General features: G+C 53.6%; 15 protein-coding genes and 2 tRNA genes. 9 read left to right on the top strand and 8 right to left on the bottom strand.

Annotated features, from left to right (window positions below):
* Positions 1-9: 9 nt before the first annotated feature.
* Positions 10-1,419: a hypothetical protein gene (locus KTQ90_RS01850; protein ID WP_217317008.1), complete on the top strand. Its 1,410-nt coding sequence runs from the start codon at positions 10-12 to the stop codon at positions 1,417-1,419.
* Positions 1,420-1,923: 504 nt separating this feature from the next.
* Positions 1,924-4,656: a hybrid sensor histidine kinase/response regulator transcription factor gene (locus KTQ90_RS01845; protein WP_217317007.1), complete on the top strand. Its 2,733-nt coding sequence runs from the start codon at positions 1,924-1,926 to the stop codon at positions 4,654-4,656.
* Between the two features lie 248 nt (positions 4,657-4,904).
* Here KTQ90_RS01845 and KTQ90_RS01840 read toward each other — a convergent pair.
* The 5 genes from KTQ90_RS01840 to rsmI all read right to left on the bottom strand — a co-directional run bounded on the left by KTQ90_RS01840 (position 4,905) and on the right by rsmI (position 8,203).
* Positions 4,905-4,978: transfer RNA gene (locus KTQ90_RS01840), tRNA-Pro, on the bottom strand.
* Between the two features lie 133 nt (positions 4,979-5,111).
* Complete coding sequence (locus KTQ90_RS01835; RefSeq protein WP_217317006.1) at positions 5,112-5,594, bottom strand: S-ribosylhomocysteine lyase; 483 nt, start codon at positions 5,592-5,594, stop codon at positions 5,112-5,114.
* Positions 5,595-5,803: 209 nt separating this feature from the next.
* Positions 5,804-6,487 (bottom strand): 5'-methylthioadenosine/adenosylhomocysteine nucleosidase, encoded by a 684-nt coding sequence (locus KTQ90_RS01830; RefSeq protein WP_217317005.1) that lies wholly within the window; start codon positions 6,485-6,487, stop codon positions 5,804-5,806.
* 29 nt (positions 6,488-6,516) lie between these two features.
* Positions 6,517-7,380 carry a Cbp1 family collagen-binding glycoprotein adhesin gene (locus KTQ90_RS01825; protein ID WP_217317004.1) on the bottom strand — a complete coding sequence of 288 codons (864 nt, stop codon included), beginning with the start codon at positions 7,378-7,380 and terminating at the stop codon, positions 6,517-6,519.
* 16 nt (positions 7,381-7,396) lie between these two features.
* Positions 7,397-8,203: a 16S rRNA (cytidine(1402)-2'-O)-methyltransferase gene (rsmI, locus tag KTQ90_RS01820; RefSeq protein ID WP_217317003.1), complete on the bottom strand. Its 807-nt coding sequence runs from the start codon at positions 8,201-8,203 to the stop codon at positions 7,397-7,399.
* Between the two features lie 95 nt (positions 8,204-8,298).
* Between rsmI and KTQ90_RS01815 the strand changes: the two genes are divergently transcribed.
* The 4 genes from KTQ90_RS01815 (at position 8,299) to KTQ90_RS01800 (ending at position 11,153) form a co-directional block, all read left to right on the top strand.
* On the top strand, positions 8,299-8,901 hold the full coding sequence (locus tag KTQ90_RS01815) for a thymidine kinase (protein ID WP_022157256.1): 603 nt from the start codon (positions 8,299-8,301) through the stop codon (positions 8,899-8,901).
* 1 nt (position 8,902) lies between these two features.
* Entirely contained in the window at positions 8,903-10,015 is a 1,113-nt protein-coding gene (locus KTQ90_RS01810; RefSeq protein WP_217317002.1) for an AI-2E family transporter, read from the top strand.
* 103 nt (positions 10,016-10,118) lie between these two features.
* Positions 10,119-10,191: transfer RNA gene (locus tag KTQ90_RS01805), tRNA-Lys, on the top strand.
* A 170-nt stretch (positions 10,192-10,361) separates the two neighbouring features.
* Entirely contained in the window at positions 10,362-11,153 is a 792-nt protein-coding gene (locus KTQ90_RS01800) for a Fic family protein (RefSeq protein ID WP_217317001.1), read from the top strand.
* Between the two features lie 227 nt (positions 11,154-11,380).
* On the opposite strand, the gene KTQ90_RS01795 is transcribed toward KTQ90_RS01800, so the two are convergent.
* The 3 genes from KTQ90_RS01795 to KTQ90_RS01785 are packed head-to-tail and all read right to left on the bottom strand — an operon-like array spanning position 11,381 to position 13,123.
* On the bottom strand, positions 11,381-11,830 hold the full coding sequence (locus KTQ90_RS01795; RefSeq protein WP_217317000.1) for a DUF5056 domain-containing protein: 450 nt from the start codon (positions 11,828-11,830) through the stop codon (positions 11,381-11,383).
* Between the two features lie 52 nt (positions 11,831-11,882).
* Positions 11,883-12,416: an RNA polymerase sigma factor gene (locus KTQ90_RS01790; RefSeq protein WP_217316999.1), complete on the bottom strand. Its 534-nt coding sequence runs from the start codon at positions 12,414-12,416 to the stop codon at positions 11,883-11,885.
* A gap of 26 nt (positions 12,417-12,442) precedes the next feature.
* Complete coding sequence (locus tag KTQ90_RS01785; protein ID WP_217316998.1) at positions 12,443-13,123, bottom strand: DUF6249 domain-containing protein; 681 nt, start codon at positions 13,121-13,123, stop codon at positions 12,443-12,445.
* Positions 13,124-13,366: 243 nt separating this feature from the next.
* Here KTQ90_RS01785 and clpP point away from each other — a divergent pair, with 243 nt between their 5' ends.
* Genes clpP through recQ form a run of 3 tightly spaced genes read left to right on the top strand, consistent with a single transcriptional unit; the run spans position 13,367 to position 17,496 of the window.
* Positions 13,367-14,032 (top strand): ATP-dependent Clp endopeptidase proteolytic subunit ClpP, encoded by a 666-nt coding sequence (clpP, locus tag KTQ90_RS01780; RefSeq protein ID WP_007901267.1) that lies wholly within the window; start codon positions 13,367-13,369, stop codon positions 14,030-14,032.
* 21 nt (positions 14,033-14,053) lie between these two features.
* A complete protein-coding gene (gene clpX / locus KTQ90_RS01775) occupies positions 14,054-15,289 on the top strand; it encodes an ATP-dependent Clp protease ATP-binding subunit ClpX (RefSeq protein ID WP_022157263.1) in 1,236 nt (411 codons plus the stop codon).
* A gap of 35 nt (positions 15,290-15,324) precedes the next feature.
* Positions 15,325-17,496 carry a DNA helicase RecQ gene (gene recQ / locus KTQ90_RS01770; protein ID WP_217316997.1) on the top strand — a complete coding sequence of 724 codons (2,172 nt, stop codon included), beginning with the start codon at positions 15,325-15,327 and terminating at the stop codon, positions 17,494-17,496.
* The last annotated feature ends 115 nt before the right edge of the window (positions 17,497-17,611 follow it).

Below are 17,611 nucleotides of genomic sequence, written 5' to 3'. Positions count from 1 at the left end.
TTTATAAATATGAAAAAAATGATTTATGCGGTGATGGCTATTGCCTCACTAACCTATTCTACTCACACAACGGCGCAATCGCAGGACTTGCAGAAAAAGGTGAACGACTACTTCGAGCAGTCGCTTCAAGCGCAGCAGAAAGCATTGGAGCAGGACGGCAAGGCCGACTACGCTAAGAACACTCCTCTCGACACTGAGCTTCAGACAGCAATAAAGAACAAGGACATAGCCAACTATCAGAAGATGGTTTGGACAGCATGGTGCGAGGCGAACAATGCACTGCAGGAGGAAAAGCTCATAGAGCCTGCCGAACTGAAGCTGGCTAAGAACAGCGTCTGGCACTTGCCGCAATGCCTGGAGCCTAATGCGGTCATGCCTTATTATTACGGCAAGAAGGGTGTGGCTGCCAATGGTCAATACCCGCTCTTCCTCTACACACACGGTTCGGGCTCGAAGGACAGAGAATGGGCGAATGGTATCGAACTGGGTCTCGGCTTCAAGGATGCGCCTTCTATCTATTTCATTCCGCAGATTCCGAACGAGGGCGAATACTATCGCTGGTGGCATCTGTCGAAGCAGTATGCCTTCGAAAAGCTTATTCGTTTGGGTTTGACGAGCGGCGATGTGGATGCCAACCGACTCTACGTGTTCGGCATCAGCGAGGGCGGTTATGGCAGTCAGCGTCTCGCCTCGTTCTACGCCGACTATTGGGCGGCGGCGGGTCCGATGGCAGGTGGCGAGCCTCTGAAGAATGCGCCGGTAGAGAACTGCGCCAATATCGGTTTCTCGCTGCTTACGGGTGCTGACGACACGGGATTTTATCGCAACGACCTCACATGGTTCACCCAAGTGGCTTTCGACTCTGTGCAGCTGGCTCGTCCGTTGGCTGTGGACAACACGCCCATCTTCCGCCATCGCATCAACCTCTTGCCTGGCATGCAGCACCACATCACTTACGGACTGACCACACCTTGGCTCAAGCAGTTTGTGCGCAATCCGTATCCAAAGACGGTGCTTTGGGAGGACTTCGAGATGGATGGCAGACATCGTTCGGGATTCTATAACCTGCAGGTGCTGGCACGACCGTCAGAGGCAAGAACATACTACGAGATGGATATCGACAAGAACGTGGTTTCTATCAAGGTAAGTAATGTTGAATACGTTACGACGATGAAGGACAAGATGTGGGGCATCGACCTGAAGTTCAATCGCAACTACACTATAGCTACCGGTGGCAGACTGAGAGTGTATCTCAACGAACAGCTGGTGGACCTCAAGAAGCCAGTAACTGTCAAGATAAACGGCAAGCAGGTCTTCCATGGTGTTGCCAAGGCTGATTTGCAGGCAATGGTGAACAGCTGCATGGAATACTTCGATCCATACCGTGTGTATCCGGTTGCAATCGACTTGTCTTATTAATATAAAGAGAACGCATCTACTTAATATAAAGAGATAAAAAAAAGAGCTGCATCAAAACTCTGCTTGGAGAGTCTTGATGCAGCCCTATGTGTTTTTACAAAGTATTGTGTCCCGATTATCAATCTACTAACTAACTACTTACTAACCTAATCAACTATACTTAAACAACTATACTAATCAAAATCTATTAACAATCTATATCATTATCCAATCTATGCATTTTCGTTAGATGTGTTTTCTTTAAAGATTTGAAGCCTTACGGTCTTTCAATGTTTTTTCCTTTTGACATTGCAAAGATAGAAATAAGCAACCAACCAATATTCAACATATCGTTCACGCTGTTGTAATTATGTTGCATGAAACAAAAATGCTTGAATAATATGCACAAATGCATTATTTTTGCTATATTTGCAGCGAATTTAAGCGATAAAGTTCAAACAAATAGTAGGAAGCGTGGTTTTTCCTACCCCGATAAATACAAACAACTTAAAAACAACATATCTAATGAAACACTCAGCACGCAGATTCTGCAAGTATCTCCTTCTGTTTCTGCTCCCACTGATAATCTCATGCACCAGTCAGCCGAAGCGCTTCGTCATAGGCGTGTCGCAATGCTCGGAAGACGTGTGGCGCGAGAAGCTCAACGAGGAGCTGCGCATCGCCGCACTCTACTACAACGATGTAGACCTGCGCATCAGTTCGGCTAACGACAACGTGCAGTTGCAGACCGAACAGATAAACAAGTTCGTGGACGAGGGTGTAGACCTGCTCATCGTGGCGCCGGGTCAGGTGAGCATATCGCCTGCGATAGACCGCGCATACGAAAAGGGCATACCGGTGATTATCTTCGACCGACGCACACGGTCGAACAAGTACACAGCGTATATCGGCGCGGACAATAAGGAGATAGGCAGTTCGATGGGCGAATATCTGTCTGGCGCACTCACCGACGGTGGACGCATACTGGAGCTGTGCGGACTCTCTACGTCGTCGCCGGCGATAGAGCGCAAGCAGGGCTTCGACAGCTTGGTGGCTTGCCGACCGGGACTGAGCATTGTGGAACAGCTGAACGCCGACTGGACTGAGGAGGGCGCATTCCGCGCCATCGACTCGCTGCTCTCGAAACCGCACAACGAGTTCGACTGCGTGTTTGCTCATAACGACCGCATGGCAATGGGCGCACGCCGCGCCGCCGAAAAGCACGGACTCGACCTCTCGCACATAAAATTCTGCGGCATCGACGCCATGCCGCAGAATGGCGGAGGCATGGAACTCGTGAACAACGGCACGCTCTTCGCCTCATACACCTACCCCACTCGCGGCGATGAGGTGATGCAGCTCGCCATAAACATACTGACGGGAAAGAAATACAACAGAGAGACCCAGCTCTCGTCTGCACTCGTGACGCGCAACAACGCTCGTGTGCTGCTCATGCAGTACGACGAGACGGTAAGACAGCAGGACCATCTCTCTACGCTTCGCTCGCGTGTGGACAAGGCTGCCAACGACTTCAACACGCAGCGCATCTACCTGCTCGTGTTGCTCGTGTTCGTGGTGCTGCTCATCGTGATGTGCGCCGCAGCCGTCTACGCGTTCTTCACTCGTACCCGCATCAACCGACAGCTGAAAGCCTCGATGGAACAGCAGCGCAAAATGACCGAGGAGATGGAGGAAATGACGCAGACGCAGCTGCAGTTCTTCACGAACGTGAGTCACGAACTGCGCACACCGCTGACGCTCATCGCCGGACCTGCAGAACAGTTGCTCGAAGACCCGACGATAAAGGGTGGACAGCGTTCGATGCTGGAGATGGTGCAGCGCAACACGCGAATACTGATACAACTTGTGGGCGAGATTCTCGACTTCCGCAAGGTGCAGAACAACAAGGCTGAGCTGCACCTCAACCGCTTCTACCTGCAGCAGGAACTGACGACATGGACTGAGGACTTCCGCACGGTGGCGGCACGCCGCGGCATAACGATACGCGTGGATGTGTCGGGCGTGGAGAACGATGCGATGCTGATTGCCGACCGCAACAAGATGGAGCATGTATACTTTAATATAATGTCGAACGCACTGAAGTATACGCCCGAGAAAGGAAGCATCAGCATCTCGCTGATACACAGCGACCACAGCTACACGCTGCGCATAGCCGACACGGGCAAGGGCATTCCGGCTGAGGAGCTGCCGCATCTCTTCGAGCGCTTCTACCAGGCGAAGGGCGCCATCGGCGGTACAGGCATCGGTCTGTCGCTCGTGAAGGCGTACATAGACATGCACCACGGCGACGTTCACGCCGAAAGCGAGGATGGCAAGGGTACAACATTCGTCATCACGTTGCCCGACTCGCAGCCCGGTTACGACCCTGCAAAGGATGCGCCGGCTGCAACTCAGGCGGAGAAGGGGCTGGTGGACGACAACTATATTGCCACCGACAGCACACCGAAAGAGAACTCAGACCGCATTACGAACGCCGAGGACTTCGACGCAGAGCGTCCGCTCGTGCTCATCATCGACGACAACAACGGCATGCGTGCCTACCTGCGATCTATTCTGCAGGACAAGTACAACGTATCGGAGGCTACGAACGGCGAGCAGGGCTTGGAGAAAGCACGCCGCGAGGTGCCGAAACTGGTGGTGTGCGACGTGATGATGCCGGTGATGAACGGCTTGGAATTCACAAAACGACTGAAGGCGGACACCGCAACAAGCCATATTCCGGTGGTGCTGCTCACGGCACGCTCGCTCTCAGAACAGCGCAAGGAGGGCTACGACACGGGCGCCGACTCGTATATCACGAAGCCGTTCTCGGGTCAGGTGCTGCTCTCGCGCATCGAAAACCTGATGCGTTCGCGCGTAATGCTACGGTCGGTGTTCGCCAGCGACAAGCAGGAGGCGGAGGAAGAAGAGAAGCTGAACGCAGCCGACAAGTCGTTCGTGGGCAGACTGCGCTCGGCTATCCAGCAGAATCTCGGCGACAGCGACTTCTCGGTGGAGCGCTTGGGCGAAGAGATAGGACTCTCGCGCGTGCAGCTATATAGAAAGGTGAAGGCTCTGACGGGTCAGACGCCGGTAGAGCTGCTACGCAAGGCGCGACTCACGAAGGCTCGTCAGCTGTTGGAAAAGACCGAAAAGAGTGTTTCCGAGATTGCATACGAGGTTGGCTTCACCTCTCCCTCGTACTTCAACAAGTGCTTCAAGGACGAATTTGATATAAACCCCAGCAGCTTGCGATAAGCTGGCAGATAAGCTGGCAGATGGCTGGTAGATATCGCTTTTTTGCGTGATATCTACCAGCCATTATTGCATTAATAATGTGCAGGTTACGGCAATGCTGGCAGATATGGAGGATTTTTTCACGTACTTAATCGTTAGTGTTATAACGATTTCATGTGTTAGGAACATTTACGATTTTTACTGTTACCATACAATCCTACAGATACAAAAAACGGGGTAGAATGTTGAACATTCTACCCCGTATCAGGTCGGGATGACAAGACTCGAACTTGCGACCTCACGCCCCCCAGACGCGTGCGCTAACCAACTGCGCTACATCCCGTGCTTTTGTAAAGCGGTGCAAAGGTAAGCAATTTCGGTGGTTCGGCAAAATATTTTGCTAACTTTTTCTTGTCAACACTTGTTTTTTTTTTACAAGTTTATACCTCTTGAATATATAGATATTCTCGTTTTCTCTACTTCTGCGGATACACCATATTGGCGTCGGTGATTACGTCGAGTACTTCCTCGCAGTATTTGCGCGACTCCCAACGTGCCATCGGCAGGTCGTGAAGCAGCCAGTTGCCGCAGTCCTGCGGCTCGGCACCCGGTATCTCGCCCTCAAAGTCTGCCACGAAGCGGAACGTGCGGCGCATGAGATCTACGATGTCGCGCGGCTCAAGGTCGCCACGCATCAGCAGATAGTTGCCCGTGAGGCAGCCCATCGGGCCCCAATATACGATGCGGTCCTTCCACTCCGCATCGTTGCGCAGATATGTAGCAGCGAGATGCTCGATGGTATGAAGTGCGCCGGGATGCAACGCTGGCTCGCGGTTAGGCTCCTTCATGCGGATGTCGAATGTGGTTACGGTGTCGCCACCTACTGAGTCTTTGCGCGAAACGTAGATGCCGCGCAAGAGGGTGTTATGGTTTATTGTAAAACTTGGTATTTTTTTCATTGTCTTTTTTATTGTTTTAGGCTGCGTCTAAGCCGGACTAAGCCTTCTTAGGCCTTTCTAAGCCAAGGGAAAGGCTGAGGGGAAGGCGGCGTCTAAGCCTAGCTAAGCCTTCTTAGGCCTTTCTAAGCCAAGGGCTATTCTTTTCTAAACTATCCTAAGCCCTCCCCGACGGGGAGGGTTGGGAGGGGCTTGATGGTTGGGAGGGGCTTTTATACTCTTTCAAGGAACGCCTTCGTCACTTCGAACGATCCTTCAGCCATACGCTCCCAGAAGTCGTAGTACATCTGTGCCTTGTGGTCTTTGAGCGGAATATCGCTGATGATGCGGAAGCTGACGAACGGCGTGTTATAGATATGGCAGGTCTGCGCTATAGAGCAGCTCTCCATGTCTACAGCCATTGCCGTTGGGAAGTTGTCGAGAATCTGCTGCATCTTCTCGCGAGAGTTGACAAACCAGTCGCCGGTGACGATGAGTCCGGCGTGAACCTGCGTGTGGCAGTTGAGCGATGTGGCCTTCTCAACGAGAGCGGCGTCGCTCTCGAAGCGTTCAGGCATGCCGAGCACCTGACCCATTGCGCACTCGTCGCCGCAATAAACGTCGTGGTAGCAGCAAGCCGTGCTCACCACCACCTCGCAAACCTCGAGACTCGTGTCGGCACCGCCAGCCACGCCGGTAGAGATGACCAGATCGGGATGGAACGCCGCAATCATCTCCGACGCTCCAACCGCTGCGTTCACCTTTCCGATGCCGCACTTCTGCATTACAATTTCGTTCTCACCGATGCGGCCCACAACGAAAGTGCGACCCGCAACGGTCTGTTCCTTCTTGTCGGACGCAAGAGTCTGCAACTGTGCAAACTCCTTGTCCATTGCTACGATTACACCTATGCGCATTTGTCGTCTGTATAATGATTCGTGCGCAATTACTTCTTAACCTGGATTACGAGATACTTGCTGGTAGACCAGAAGATCTGCGGATTGCTGATGCGCAGAACGTACTGCTTGTTGGCATCCTGCTGCAAGGTGTAAGAGCTTGAGGGGTGCATAGTGAGAATCTTAGCCGACTTAGAGTAGAGCTTTATCTCCTTCTGCACGCGGATGTCGATCTTTGTGAAGTAGCTCTTGTTGAAGTTCGACTGCAGCACCTTTGATCCGTCGATGATACGCTGATCCTTCAGTTCTCTCTTTGTGCCGAACGCGAACCATGCGGTGTTGAGCTGTGCGTCCTGGTCGTTGATAGTCTCGGTCTTCTTCGACGACTCCTCCTGCAGCGATGATACGTTGTCATTAAGGCCGGTGATGGTCTTGTCGAGGTCGGCGATGTGTATGTTTTTAGCGTCGAGTTCGGCGCGCAACTGCTGCAGCTGCTGTTCCTTGTCGTTAATCTGCGCTACGAGTTCGTCGATAGTGCGGCGCAGCTGGTCGCCCTTGATGCTCGACTCGCGCAACTGCTGGCGGAGTTTCTCGAGCAAAGCGCGGTTCTGCTGCATTGTAGACGAGATGAAGCGAACGTCCTCGAGCATCTGCTTGCGACTGCTTGTTCCCTCACCAGTCTGTGCTACGGTGACGCGGTTCTCAGCCTCGCTTATCTCGCGCAGACCGATCTGAATCTGGTTGAATGTCTCCATCATGTCGTTAATCTCGTTGTCCTTCTGCGAGATGATTCGCTGGAGCGAGTCGGTCTGCTCTACGTTAGGTGCATTACCTTCTTTTGACTTGCTAATTAAATCGCATGATGTCACTGACAGCAACACCACGGATAATAATACTAAAGATAGTTTTTTCATATCGTTTTGTTTTTTATTATTCGTCTCTGAATTTCTTTTTCTTGAACTCCGCAGGCGCCGCCTCACGCATAGCGTAGCGTTCCTTGTTGCTCAGCTTCGGCTTCTTCTCCTTAGCCTGCTCCTTGAGCGCCTTGCGTGCCGAGATGTCAACGCCGGCGCAGCCAGCCACCACGACTACGATCTCTCCGCGCGGCTCGGTCTGCTTGAAGTGTGCTATTATCTCAGCCAGCGTGCCACGCACGCTCTCCTCATGCAGCTTGGATATCTCGCGGCAGACGCTCGCCTGACGGTCATCGCCGAAGAACTCGGCAAACTGCTCGAGCGTCTTCACCAGTCGGTAAGGCGACTCGTAGAATATCATCGTGCGCGTCTCGGTCTGCAGCGACTGCAGCAGCGTCTGGCGGCCTTTCTTCTGCGGCAGGAATCCCTCGAAGCAGAAGCGGTCGCACGGCAGACCCGAGCTTACGATAGCCGGAACGAACGCCGTAGCGCCGGGCAGACACTGCACCGTGATGCCGGCTTTAGCCGCCTCGCGAGCGAGAAAGAAGCCGGGGTCGCTGATTCCGGGCGTGCCGGCGTCGCTGATGAGCGCTATCGTCTCGCCAGCCTTCAGACGTTCGACTACGGATGCCGTTGTGCCGTGTTCGTTGAACTTGTGATGCGACATCAGCCGGTTCTTTATATCGAAATGCTGAAGCAGAATGCCCGATGTGCGAGTGTCCTCGGCAAGCACCAGATCTGCCTCTTTCAATATGCGGATGGCACGCATCGTCATGTCTTCCATATTGCCCACCGGAGTAGGCACAATATATAATATACCCATATTGTGGGCAAATATAGTTATATTAATCAAGAACGGCAAAAAAACATGTCGTTTCTTTGCAATTTTTAAAACGTATTCGTAAATTTGTACTCACAATGAAAGCAAATTTAGAGGGCGAGAAGTATCGCCAAGGAAGAATTGAAGTAGTGTGCGGTTCAATGTTCTCGGGCAAGACCGAGGAACTTATACGCCGCATAAAGCGAGCTACCTTCGCTCGCCAAAGAGTTGTTATATTCAAGCCGCAGATAGACACACGCTATTCTGAGGAGGAGGTGGTGAGCCATGACCGCAACTCCGTGATGTCGGTGCCGCTCTCCACGTCAGCCGAGATTCTGAACTACCTGAGCAGTCACACCACAAGCACGGACGGTTACGACTTCGACGTGGTGGGCATAGACGAGGCGCAGTTCTTCGGCATGGACCTCGTAGCGGTGTGCAACCAGCTTGCCAACAACGGCGTGCGCGTGATAATAGCCGGCCTTGACATGGACTTTCAATGCACTCCCTTCGGCCCGATACCGGCTCTGTGCGCCGTAGCCGACGAAGTGACGAAGGTGCACGCCATCTGCGTGAAGTGCGGAGCGCTCGCCTACGTGAGTCATCGTCTTGTGCACGACCAGAACCAAGTGCTCATCGGCGAACAGGCCGAGTATGAGCCGCTCTGCCGCGAGTGCTACAAGAAAGCAATGGAACAATAATATGAACGAACAAAAGATTACATTCGACAAAGTGATGCGCTGGACAGCCGTCGGCGGCATAACCGTGGCCGTCTTCGCCATCACCAACTATCTGAGCAGCGTGCTGCTGCCCTTCTTCATCGCGTGGTTCCTGGCATATCTGCTCTACCCGATGGTGAAGTTCATACAGTATCGCATGCACGTGAAGGTGCGCGCCCTGGCTATCATCATCGCCATGCTCGCCATTCTGTCCGTAATCGGACTGCTTGTATACTTCATCGTGCCGCCGATGGTGAGCCAGTTCCAGAAACTGTACGAGTTCATCCTCCACTGGCTGCACCAGACAACACACACCAACGACTTCTCGCGCATGGCGAAAGACTGGGCCATAAACAACCAGGAGGCGCTGGAGCGCTTCTTCAAAAGCAAGGATTTCAGCGACACGCTGAAGACGACGATGCCGAAGCTCTTCGCCGTGATCGGGCAGACAGCCAACATCGTGATGTCTATCGTAGCGTCGTGTATCACGCTGCTCTACACGTTCTTCATACTGCTCGACTACGAGTTTCTCACGACGAGCTGGGTGAAGATATTCCCGAAGAAGAACCGTCCGTTCTGGCAGGAACTGGCGCAGGACGTGGAGCGCGAGATGAACAACTACATACGTGGTCAGGGCTTAGTGGCGCTCTGCATGGGCGTGATGTTCTGCATCGGCTTCAGCCTGATGGACTTCCCTATGGCTATCGGCCTCGGAATACTCATCGGCGTGATGGACCTCGTGCCTTATCTGCACACCTTCGCGCTCATTCCTACAGCCTTCCTCGCCATGCTTAAGGCTGCCGACACGGGGCAGGACTTCTGGATGGTGTTCGGCTTGGCGTTCGGCCTCTTCTGCGTGGTGCAGATCATCACCGACATGTACGTCACGCCGAAGATTATGGGCAAGGCGATGGGCCTCAACCCCGCCATACTGCTGCTCTCGCTCTCGGTGTGGGGCGCACTGCTCGGCTTCATCGGTCTGATCATTGCTCTACCGCTCACGTCGCTCATCATAGCCTACTGGCAGCGCTACGTCACAAAAGAGCATCTGAACGACGAAGACCCGCCTACAGCAGTAGAAAACCAACAGAAATAGACGAAAAAGAAGTGGAAAGCGTAAAAAACAAACAAAATATTTGCGTAATTTATAAAAAACCACTAACTTTGCACTCGCTTTTGAAATATAAAGCAAATACGGAGACTCGCTAGCTCAGTTGGTAGAGCACAACACTTTTAATGTTGGGGTCATGGGTTCGAGCCCCATGCGAGTCACGCAAAAAGAGGATACAACTTCGGTTGCATCCTCTTTTTTTGTTTAGGCGTTTCGTACGCTTCTTCTTCAAGCGTTTCGTACGTTTTTGTTCAAGTGTTTGATGTTTTTTGTTCAAGCGCTTGGCGCTTTTCCACAAAAATTGTATCTTAGCAAGCTGAAACGGACGACTATGACATTCGAAAAGGAAATAAAGGAATACGACGACTTGCGGGGCAGGTACCTGTCGCTTGTCGTCGACAGAATGGACGGGAAAGAATACTTCAAGTATAACGAGGTGCTCTTCTCCACCCACTCGTGCGCCATCGAGGGCAACTCGTTCTCTGTTGACGACACGCGCGAACTGAAGGAGAAGGGCCTGGGCATGATTCCAGCCGGCAAGACGCTGTTCGAGGCTTTCGAGATGCTCGACCACTTCGAGGCTTTTGAGTATATGATGCGGAACGTGCAGCATCCGCTCAACGAGGCGCTGTTGAAAGAGATTAACCGTCGCGTAACAAGTCACACGCTCGCCTACCGTGCGCCCGACGCAACGCCAGGCGAATACACGACAACCGACATGGCTGCCGGCGACACCGTGTTCGGCGACCACGAAGAGCTGGTAGCCAGAGTGCCGCGACTGCTCGAAACGACGGAGCAAGCCATCGCCACAGCCGCCGCTCACCCGATGGTGCTTGCCGCCCGTTTTCACGGCTTCTACGAGTATCTGCATCCATTCCGCGACGGAAACGGCAGAACGGGTCGTCTCGTGAGCAATTATATCCTGCTACGCATGGGGCATCCGTTGCTCATCATTCCGTCGGAAGCCCGTCAGGAGTACATCTCCGCTCTGCGCATGATTCGCACCGAAGCCACCGACGAGCATCTCATACGCTTCTTCTTCAAGATGGCGATGCAGCGGATGCAGGAGGAGCTGAAGCAGAAGGAAGCGAACACCAAGCGATTCAGCACATTCGTTTTCTAAACAGCCATATTAGTAGCGGAGGTAAAAGCCTCCGCAGCAACCAGCGATGCTAACCATTATTATTAGTGTCAGACTTGGTGCTGCGGAGGCTTTTACCTCCGCTACTATTGTGTACTCCAATCATCGTACTCCGAACGCCGTCCGATCGGTTTCCGTTCGCCGCCCGATCGGATTCCGTACGCTACACGATGACATTTCGTGAGCAGAAGGACGAGGCGGCTTGTGTATCAGACCGATTCGTTGATGTCGTACAGCACAAGCGAGCCGAGCACGACAAGCGCTATCGCTATCATGAGCGGAACATGAAGCAGCGTTGTCCAGTCGGCGGATGGGGGGAAGGAGACGGAAGCGGGCAGCGAGAACGATGCCACCCTATCCTGTACGGCGTGAACCACGTCGCCGAGGAAACCGCCGACAGCTCTGCACACGCGCAGCTTGAGCAGCTGGAAGCCGTTGACGAAGAAGAAGACGGCAACGCAGACCGCTACCATCGCTGCCGTCCACAAGCGGTAGAGACGGTAGCAGCGGGTGTCCACTTCCTCGGGCAGACGGCGCATGAGGCGGTCGGTGAATCCGTCGTCGGCGATATCCATGCGAGCGCTGTCGGCGAAGAACCGCTGAAGAAGCGCCTCATCGACAGTCTCGTCATAACTTGTTTTATTCTTTACATCAGTCATAGCATGATTGAATTTTTACGTTGTCTTTTATTTTCCACCTACATTTAGGGTCTTAAGAATAGCCGTTCTGCCGCAGGAATGCGGTAAGTTTCTGCTTTCCGCGGAAGAGATGCGACTTCACCGTGCCCTCCGCCATGCCCGTTATTGCGGCGATGCGTTCGATGGGATAGCCGTCGACGAGCTGCAGCGTGACGCATGTGCGCTCGGCGTCGGGCAGACGGGCGAGAGCACCGTAGACATCCATCCCGAGCGACCGGTCGGCACCGGCTGCAGCGGGGCGCGCTGCGTCGAGGTCGTCGGCAGACGGGCGCAGCCGGCGCCGATAGTCGTAGAACACGTTGTAGGCTATGCGGAAGAGCCATGTGGAGAACGCCGCCGAGCCGCGAAACGTCCCGATGCTGGTATAAGCCCTTATGAAGGTGTCCTGCGCGAGGTCGTCGCTCAGCTGCGCGTCTCCCAGCGTCTGGTGGAGGAAGAAGCGCCTTATAGGCGACTGATACTTCCTGACAAGACGGTCGAAAGCCGTCTTGTCGTGAAGCTCAGCCACCTGCTGTATAAGAGAGAGATCGTCGTTAGTATCCTTCATTTCGTTCTGTCTTTAAAAGAATAGGGTCAATGGTCGGTTTCGTCCTCGTCGTCGCGCTTCTGCCACGGCATCTTACTGTCGTAGTTGTACTTCACCATGAACATCTGTCCGAGTCCGATGCACGCCACAAGAGCGCCTATGCCCATGAGCGACTGCATACCGAAGAACCAGAAGAGAATCATGAGTCCGGCACCAATCGACGTGTTGCGCACTCCGCGGCGCCACATATACTCGGGCGACTTCTTGCTGAGCGGTTTCAGTTCGTCGGAGAATGGTTCGCCCTTCTCCATAGCCATCTCAGTCAGTCGCACGCGGTCTTTGTGGCGGCGCATGAAGTAGCGTATGACGAGCAGAACGACAATGATAGGCGCAAGGAAGCACAGCAGCATCGGCACGAAAACGCACACTATAAGGAAGAGCTTTACGATCCATCCTGGCAAACTGTTGTAGAACGAGAGCAGTTCGTCGCGACTGACTGGGGCATCGTTGTCGAACGTGGCTCCGCCGTTAGCGGCAGACGCCGTGTCGGCAGTTACAGTATCCGAGTAAGCCACGATGCCCTTCTCCTCGTCGGCAGCGTCCTTATCCTTCTTGTCCACCATCTGTGTGTGCGGGCGATTGCGGTGAGACTGCGGTGCGGCGGAAGCCATAGGAGCCGCTGCGCTGAGCGCCAGCAGCATTGCCATTAAAAAGATTGTCTTTTTCATATCTGTTCGTATTTTTTAGTTGTTTCTGTATGTTTGACTGATAATGAAAGCGATAAGTTGCAAAGCTACAAAATTTTTTCTTCAGAATATTCGCCCTGTTCGATACATTTTTGTATCTTTGTATCTGCTTCGATATCATACATATAAAACTACACATTATTATATATAAGATACGGCTGGCGCAAGCCGGCGTATACGAACTGGAAGCAGAAGAGAACTTCAGAAAAAACGAAACTTACAGATATGAACGATTTTAGAAAATTCGCAACAAGTAGACTCGGCATTAACGGCATGATGCTCGACGACGTGATGAAGGCTCAGGCGCAGTACCTCAACCCGTATATCCTTGAGGAGCGCCAGCTCAACGTGACACAGATGGACGTGTTCTCGCGCTTGATGATGGACCGCATCATCTTCCTCGGCACCGAAATCAACGACTATACAGCCAACACGCTCTCGGCGCAGCTGCTCTACCTCGACTCTGTAGACCCGGGCAAGGACATCTCTATATACATCAACTCTCCCGGCGGTAGCGTGACAGCAGGTCTCGGCATCTACGACACCATGCAGTTCATCACCTCCGACGTGGCTACGATGTGTACGGGCATGGCGGCTTCGATGGCTGCGGTGCTGCTCGTGGCAGGTCAGGAAGGCAAGCGCTCGGCGCTGAAGCATAGCCGCGTGATGATTCACCAGCCGCTCGGCGGCGTGCAGGGTCAGGCTTCGGACATCGAGATCGAAGCACGCGAGATACAGAAGTTCAAGAAAGAACTCTACACCATCATCTCCGAACACTCGCACACACCGTTCGACAAGGTGTGGGCAGACTCCGACCGCAACTACTGGATGACAGCCGAGGAGGCTAAGGAGTACGGAATGATCGACCAAGTAATGATACGCAAGAAGTAAAGAGAAGAGAAAAGAAGAAAAATGCCAAAGAAAGTATGTAGCTTCTGCGGAAGAAGCGAGAAGGACGTAAACTTCCTCATCACCGGACTGAACGGCTTCATCTGCGACTCGTGTGCGCAGCAGGCCTATCAGATTGTGCTCGAAGCGGGCTTCGGACCGGAGGGAACGCGCAAGAACTCGGGCGCATTCGACGTGTCGCTCAACGACGTGCCGAAACCAACAGAGATAAAGGAATATCTCGACGAGTATATCATCGGTCAGGACGATGCGAAGAAGTATCTGTCGGTAGCCGTATACAACCACTACAAGCGTCTGCAGCAGCACGCGGAAGGTGCAGAGGACGACGGCGTGGAGATAGAGAAGAGCAACATCATCATGGTCGGCTCGACCGGTACGGGCAAGACGCTGCTCGCACGCACCATAGCAAAACTGCTGAAGGTGCCGTTCACCATCGTAGACGCAACGGTGTTCACAGAGGCGGGATACGTGGGCGAGGACGTGGAGAGCATTCTCTCGCGCCTGCTGCAGGTAGCCGACTACAACGTGGAGGCGGCGCAGCGCGGCATCGTCTTCATCGACGAGATTGACAAGATTGCGCGCAAGGCCGACAACCCAAGCATCACGCGCGACGTGAGCGGCGAGGGTGTGCAGCAGGGTCTGCTCAAGCTGCTCGAGGGAACAATGGTGAACGTGCCGCCAAAGGGCGGACGCAAGCACCCCGACCAGGACTATATACACGTCGACACACGCAACATACTCTTCATCTGCGGCGGTGCGTTCGACGGCATCGAGCGCAAGATTGCACAGCGTCTGAACACCCACGTGGTGGGATTCAACTCGGTGCAGAACGTGCGCAACATCGACAAGGGCAACCTCATGAAGTACATCCTGCCGCAGGACTTGAAGTCGTTCGGCTTGATACCCGAGATTATCGGCCGTCTGCCGGTGCTCACCTACCTCAACCCGCTCGACCGCGAAGCGCTGCGACGCATCCTCGTAGAGCCGAAGAACTCTATCATAAAGCAGTACACAAAGCTCTTCGAGATGGACGGCATCAAGCTCGAGTTCGCACCCGAGACATACGACTTCATCGTAGACAAGGCTGTGGAGTACAAGCTCGGCGCACGCGGACTGCGCTCTATCGTAGAGTCGATCGTGATGGACGCTATGTTCGAGGCTCCGACCAAGAACATCGACAGCTTCACCGTAACACTGGAGTACGCAAAGGCACAGCTGGAGAAGGCAAATCTCCAGTAGTGGCTTCGAGATACACTTAGACAAATCTTTTTACTATGACTGGGACAATCAACCTCAACGAACAACTGAAACACCACTTCGGGTTCGACTCGTTCAAGGGCGACCAAGAAGCAATAATACGCAATCTGCTTGAAGGCAATGACACATTCGTGCTCATGCCTACAGGCGGAGGCAAGAGCTTGTGCTACCAGCTGCCGTCGCTCATCATGGAAGGCACGGCAATCGTGGTGTCGCCGCTCATCGCACTGATGAAGAACCAAGTGGATGTAGTGAACGGACTCAGCGAGGAAACCGGCGTGGCTCACTATCTGAACTCGTCGCTCAACCGCGCTGCCATCAATCAGGTGTACAAGGATGTGCACGAGGGCCGCACAAAACTGCTTTATGTGGCGCCGGAGTCGCTCAACAAAGAGGACAACCTGGAGTTCTTCCGTTCGTTCAAGATTTCGTTCTACGCCATCGACGAGGCGCACTGTATATCGGAGTGGGGTCACGACTTCCGCCCCGAATACCGCAACATACGCCCTACGATAAACAAGATTGGCGCAGCTCCGGTCATAGCGCTCACGGCTACAGCCACCGACAAGGTGCGCATGGACATAAAGAAGAGTCTGGGCATAGCCGACGCGAAGGAATTCAAGAGCTCGTTCAACCGCGCTAACCTTTATTATGAGGTGAGACAGAAGACGAACGACATCGACAAGCAGATTATTAAATTCATCAAACAACACCCTGGCAAGAGCGGCATCATCTACTGCATCTCGCGCAAGAAGGTGGAGGAACTGGCTGCCGTGCTGAAAGCCAACGACATAAAGGCGGCGGCTTATCACGCCGGCCTCGACTCGGCTACACGCTCGCAGACGCAGGACGACTTCCTCATGGAGCGCATCGACGTCATCGTGGCTACCATAGCCTTCGGCATGGGCATCGACAAACCCGATGTGCGCTTCGTCATACACTACGACATACCGAAGAGTCTTGAGGGATATTATCAGGAAACGGGTCGCGCAGGACGCGACGGCGGCGAGGGTATATGCATAGCATTCTATGCTTACAAAGACTTGCAGAAGCTGGAGAAGTTCATGGAGGGCAAGCCCGTGGCTGAGCAGGACATAGGCAAGCAGCTGCTGCAGGAGACTGCCGCATACGCCGAGACATCGGTGTGCAGACGCAAGGTGCTGCTGCACTACTTCGGCGAGGATTATCCGCACGAGAATTGCGGCAACTGCGACAACTGTCTGCATCCGAAGGTGCAGCGCGACGGCAAGGAGGCGCTGCTGATAGTGCTGAAGGCTATCATCGCCGTGAAGGAGGCGTTCCGACAGGACTATATCGTCGACTTCGTGAAGGGACGCGCAACCGACGACATCGTGAGCCATCACCACGAGCAGCTCGAAGACTTCGGTGCTGGCGAGGACATGCCGGCGAAGATATGGAACCCCGTAATTCGTCAGGGAATGATTGCGGGCTACATTCATAAGGACATAGAGAGCTACGGACTGCTGAAGGTGACGGCGGCGGGCAAGAGCTACGTGAAGAACCCTACGCCATTCACATACGTAGAGGACACCGACTTCTCCGACACAGAGGACGAAGGCGGCGAGGCAACAGCTTCGGCGCTCGACCCTACGCTCTACAACATGCTCGTTGACCTCAGAAAGAAAACGGCACGCAAGCAGAACCTGCCGGCATACGTCATATTCCAGGACGTGTCGCTCGAACAGATGGCTACGATGTACCCCGTGAAGATTGAGGAACTGCGCAACATTCAGGGCATCGGCGTAGGCAAGGCGAACCGCTACGGCAAGCCGTTCTGCGAGCTTATCAGCCAGTACTGCAAGGACAACGAGATAGAACGCCCCGAGGAGTTGTTCGTACGCACCGTGGCGAAGGACTCTATGAAGAAGGTGAAGATAATACAGTATCTCGACCGTCGCATGCCGCTCGACGACATCGCCTCGGCACTCGGACTCGACTTCGAGGACCTTCTCAACGACCTCGATGCCATCGTCTACAGCGGAACAAAACTCAACATCGACTACTTCCTCGAAGACGTGATGGACGAAGACCAGATTGACGATATCTACGAGTACTTCCGCGAATCGGACACCGACGATATCGACACCGCACTCGACGAACTCGGCGACTACGAAGAAAACGAAATACGCCTCGTGCGCATCAAGTTCCTTTCAGAACAAGCCAACTAACACTGTTAGGGGGGTGCTTTCAGGAGGTGCTTTCAGGAGGTGCTTTCAGGGGGTGCTTTTAGGGGGTGCAGTTGTCTCAACTGCACCAAATATATTTGATAGTATTTCAATTCGG

This window comes from Leyella stercorea (assembly GCF_019052365.1).
In the GTDB taxonomy this organism is placed as follows: Bacteria; Bacteroidota; Bacteroidia; order Bacteroidales; family Bacteroidaceae; genus Prevotella.
Note: the sequence above shows the minus strand (reverse complement) of the source record. Positions and strands in the feature narration are given on the sequence as shown.

Excerpts from the sequence above, each read along its gene's own strand:
- KTQ90_RS01850 (WP_217317008.1), top strand. The coding sequence starts at position 10 with ATGAAAAAAATGATTTATGCGGTGATGGCTATTGCCTCACTAACCTAT.
- KTQ90_RS01830 (WP_217317005.1), bottom strand. The coding sequence starts at position 6,487 with ATGCGCATAGGTGTAATCGTAGCAATGGACAAGGAGTTTGCACAGTTG.
- KTQ90_RS01835 (WP_217317006.1), bottom strand. The coding sequence starts at position 5,594 with ATGAAAAAAATACCAAGTTTTACAATAAACCATAACACCCTCTTGCGC.
- KTQ90_RS01825 (WP_217317004.1), bottom strand. The coding sequence starts at position 7,380 with ATGAAAAAACTATCTTTAGTATTATTATCCGTGGTGTTGCTGTCAGTG.
- KTQ90_RS01815 (WP_022157256.1), top strand. The coding sequence starts at position 8,299 with ATGAAAGCAAATTTAGAGGGCGAGAAGTATCGCCAAGGAAGAATTGAA.
- KTQ90_RS01795 (WP_217317000.1), bottom strand. The coding sequence starts at position 11,830 with ATGACTGATGTAAAGAATAAAACAAGTTATGACGAGACTGTCGATGAG.
- KTQ90_RS01845 (WP_217317007.1), top strand. The coding sequence starts at position 1,924 with ATGAAACACTCAGCACGCAGATTCTGCAAGTATCTCCTTCTGTTTCTG.
- recQ (WP_217316997.1), top strand. The coding sequence starts at position 15,325 with ATGACTGGGACAATCAACCTCAACGAACAACTGAAACACCACTTCGGG.
- KTQ90_RS01785 (WP_217316998.1), bottom strand. The coding sequence starts at position 13,123 with ATGAAAAAGACAATCTTTTTAATGGCAATGCTGCTGGCGCTCAGCGCA.
- KTQ90_RS01790 (WP_217316999.1), bottom strand. The coding sequence starts at position 12,416 with ATGAAGGATACTAACGACGATCTCTCTCTTATACAGCAGGTGGCTGAG.
- KTQ90_RS01810 (WP_217317002.1), top strand. The coding sequence starts at position 8,903 with ATGAACGAACAAAAGATTACATTCGACAAAGTGATGCGCTGGACAGCC.
- clpP (WP_007901267.1), top strand. The coding sequence starts at position 13,367 with ATGAACGATTTTAGAAAATTCGCAACAAGTAGACTCGGCATTAACGGC.
- KTQ90_RS01800 (WP_217317001.1), top strand. The coding sequence starts at position 10,362 with ATGACATTCGAAAAGGAAATAAAGGAATACGACGACTTGCGGGGCAGG.
- clpX (WP_022157263.1), top strand. The coding sequence starts at position 14,054 with ATGCCAAAGAAAGTATGTAGCTTCTGCGGAAGAAGCGAGAAGGACGTA.
- rsmI (WP_217317003.1), bottom strand. The coding sequence starts at position 8,203 with ATGGGTATATTATATATTGTGCCTACTCCGGTGGGCAATATGGAAGAC.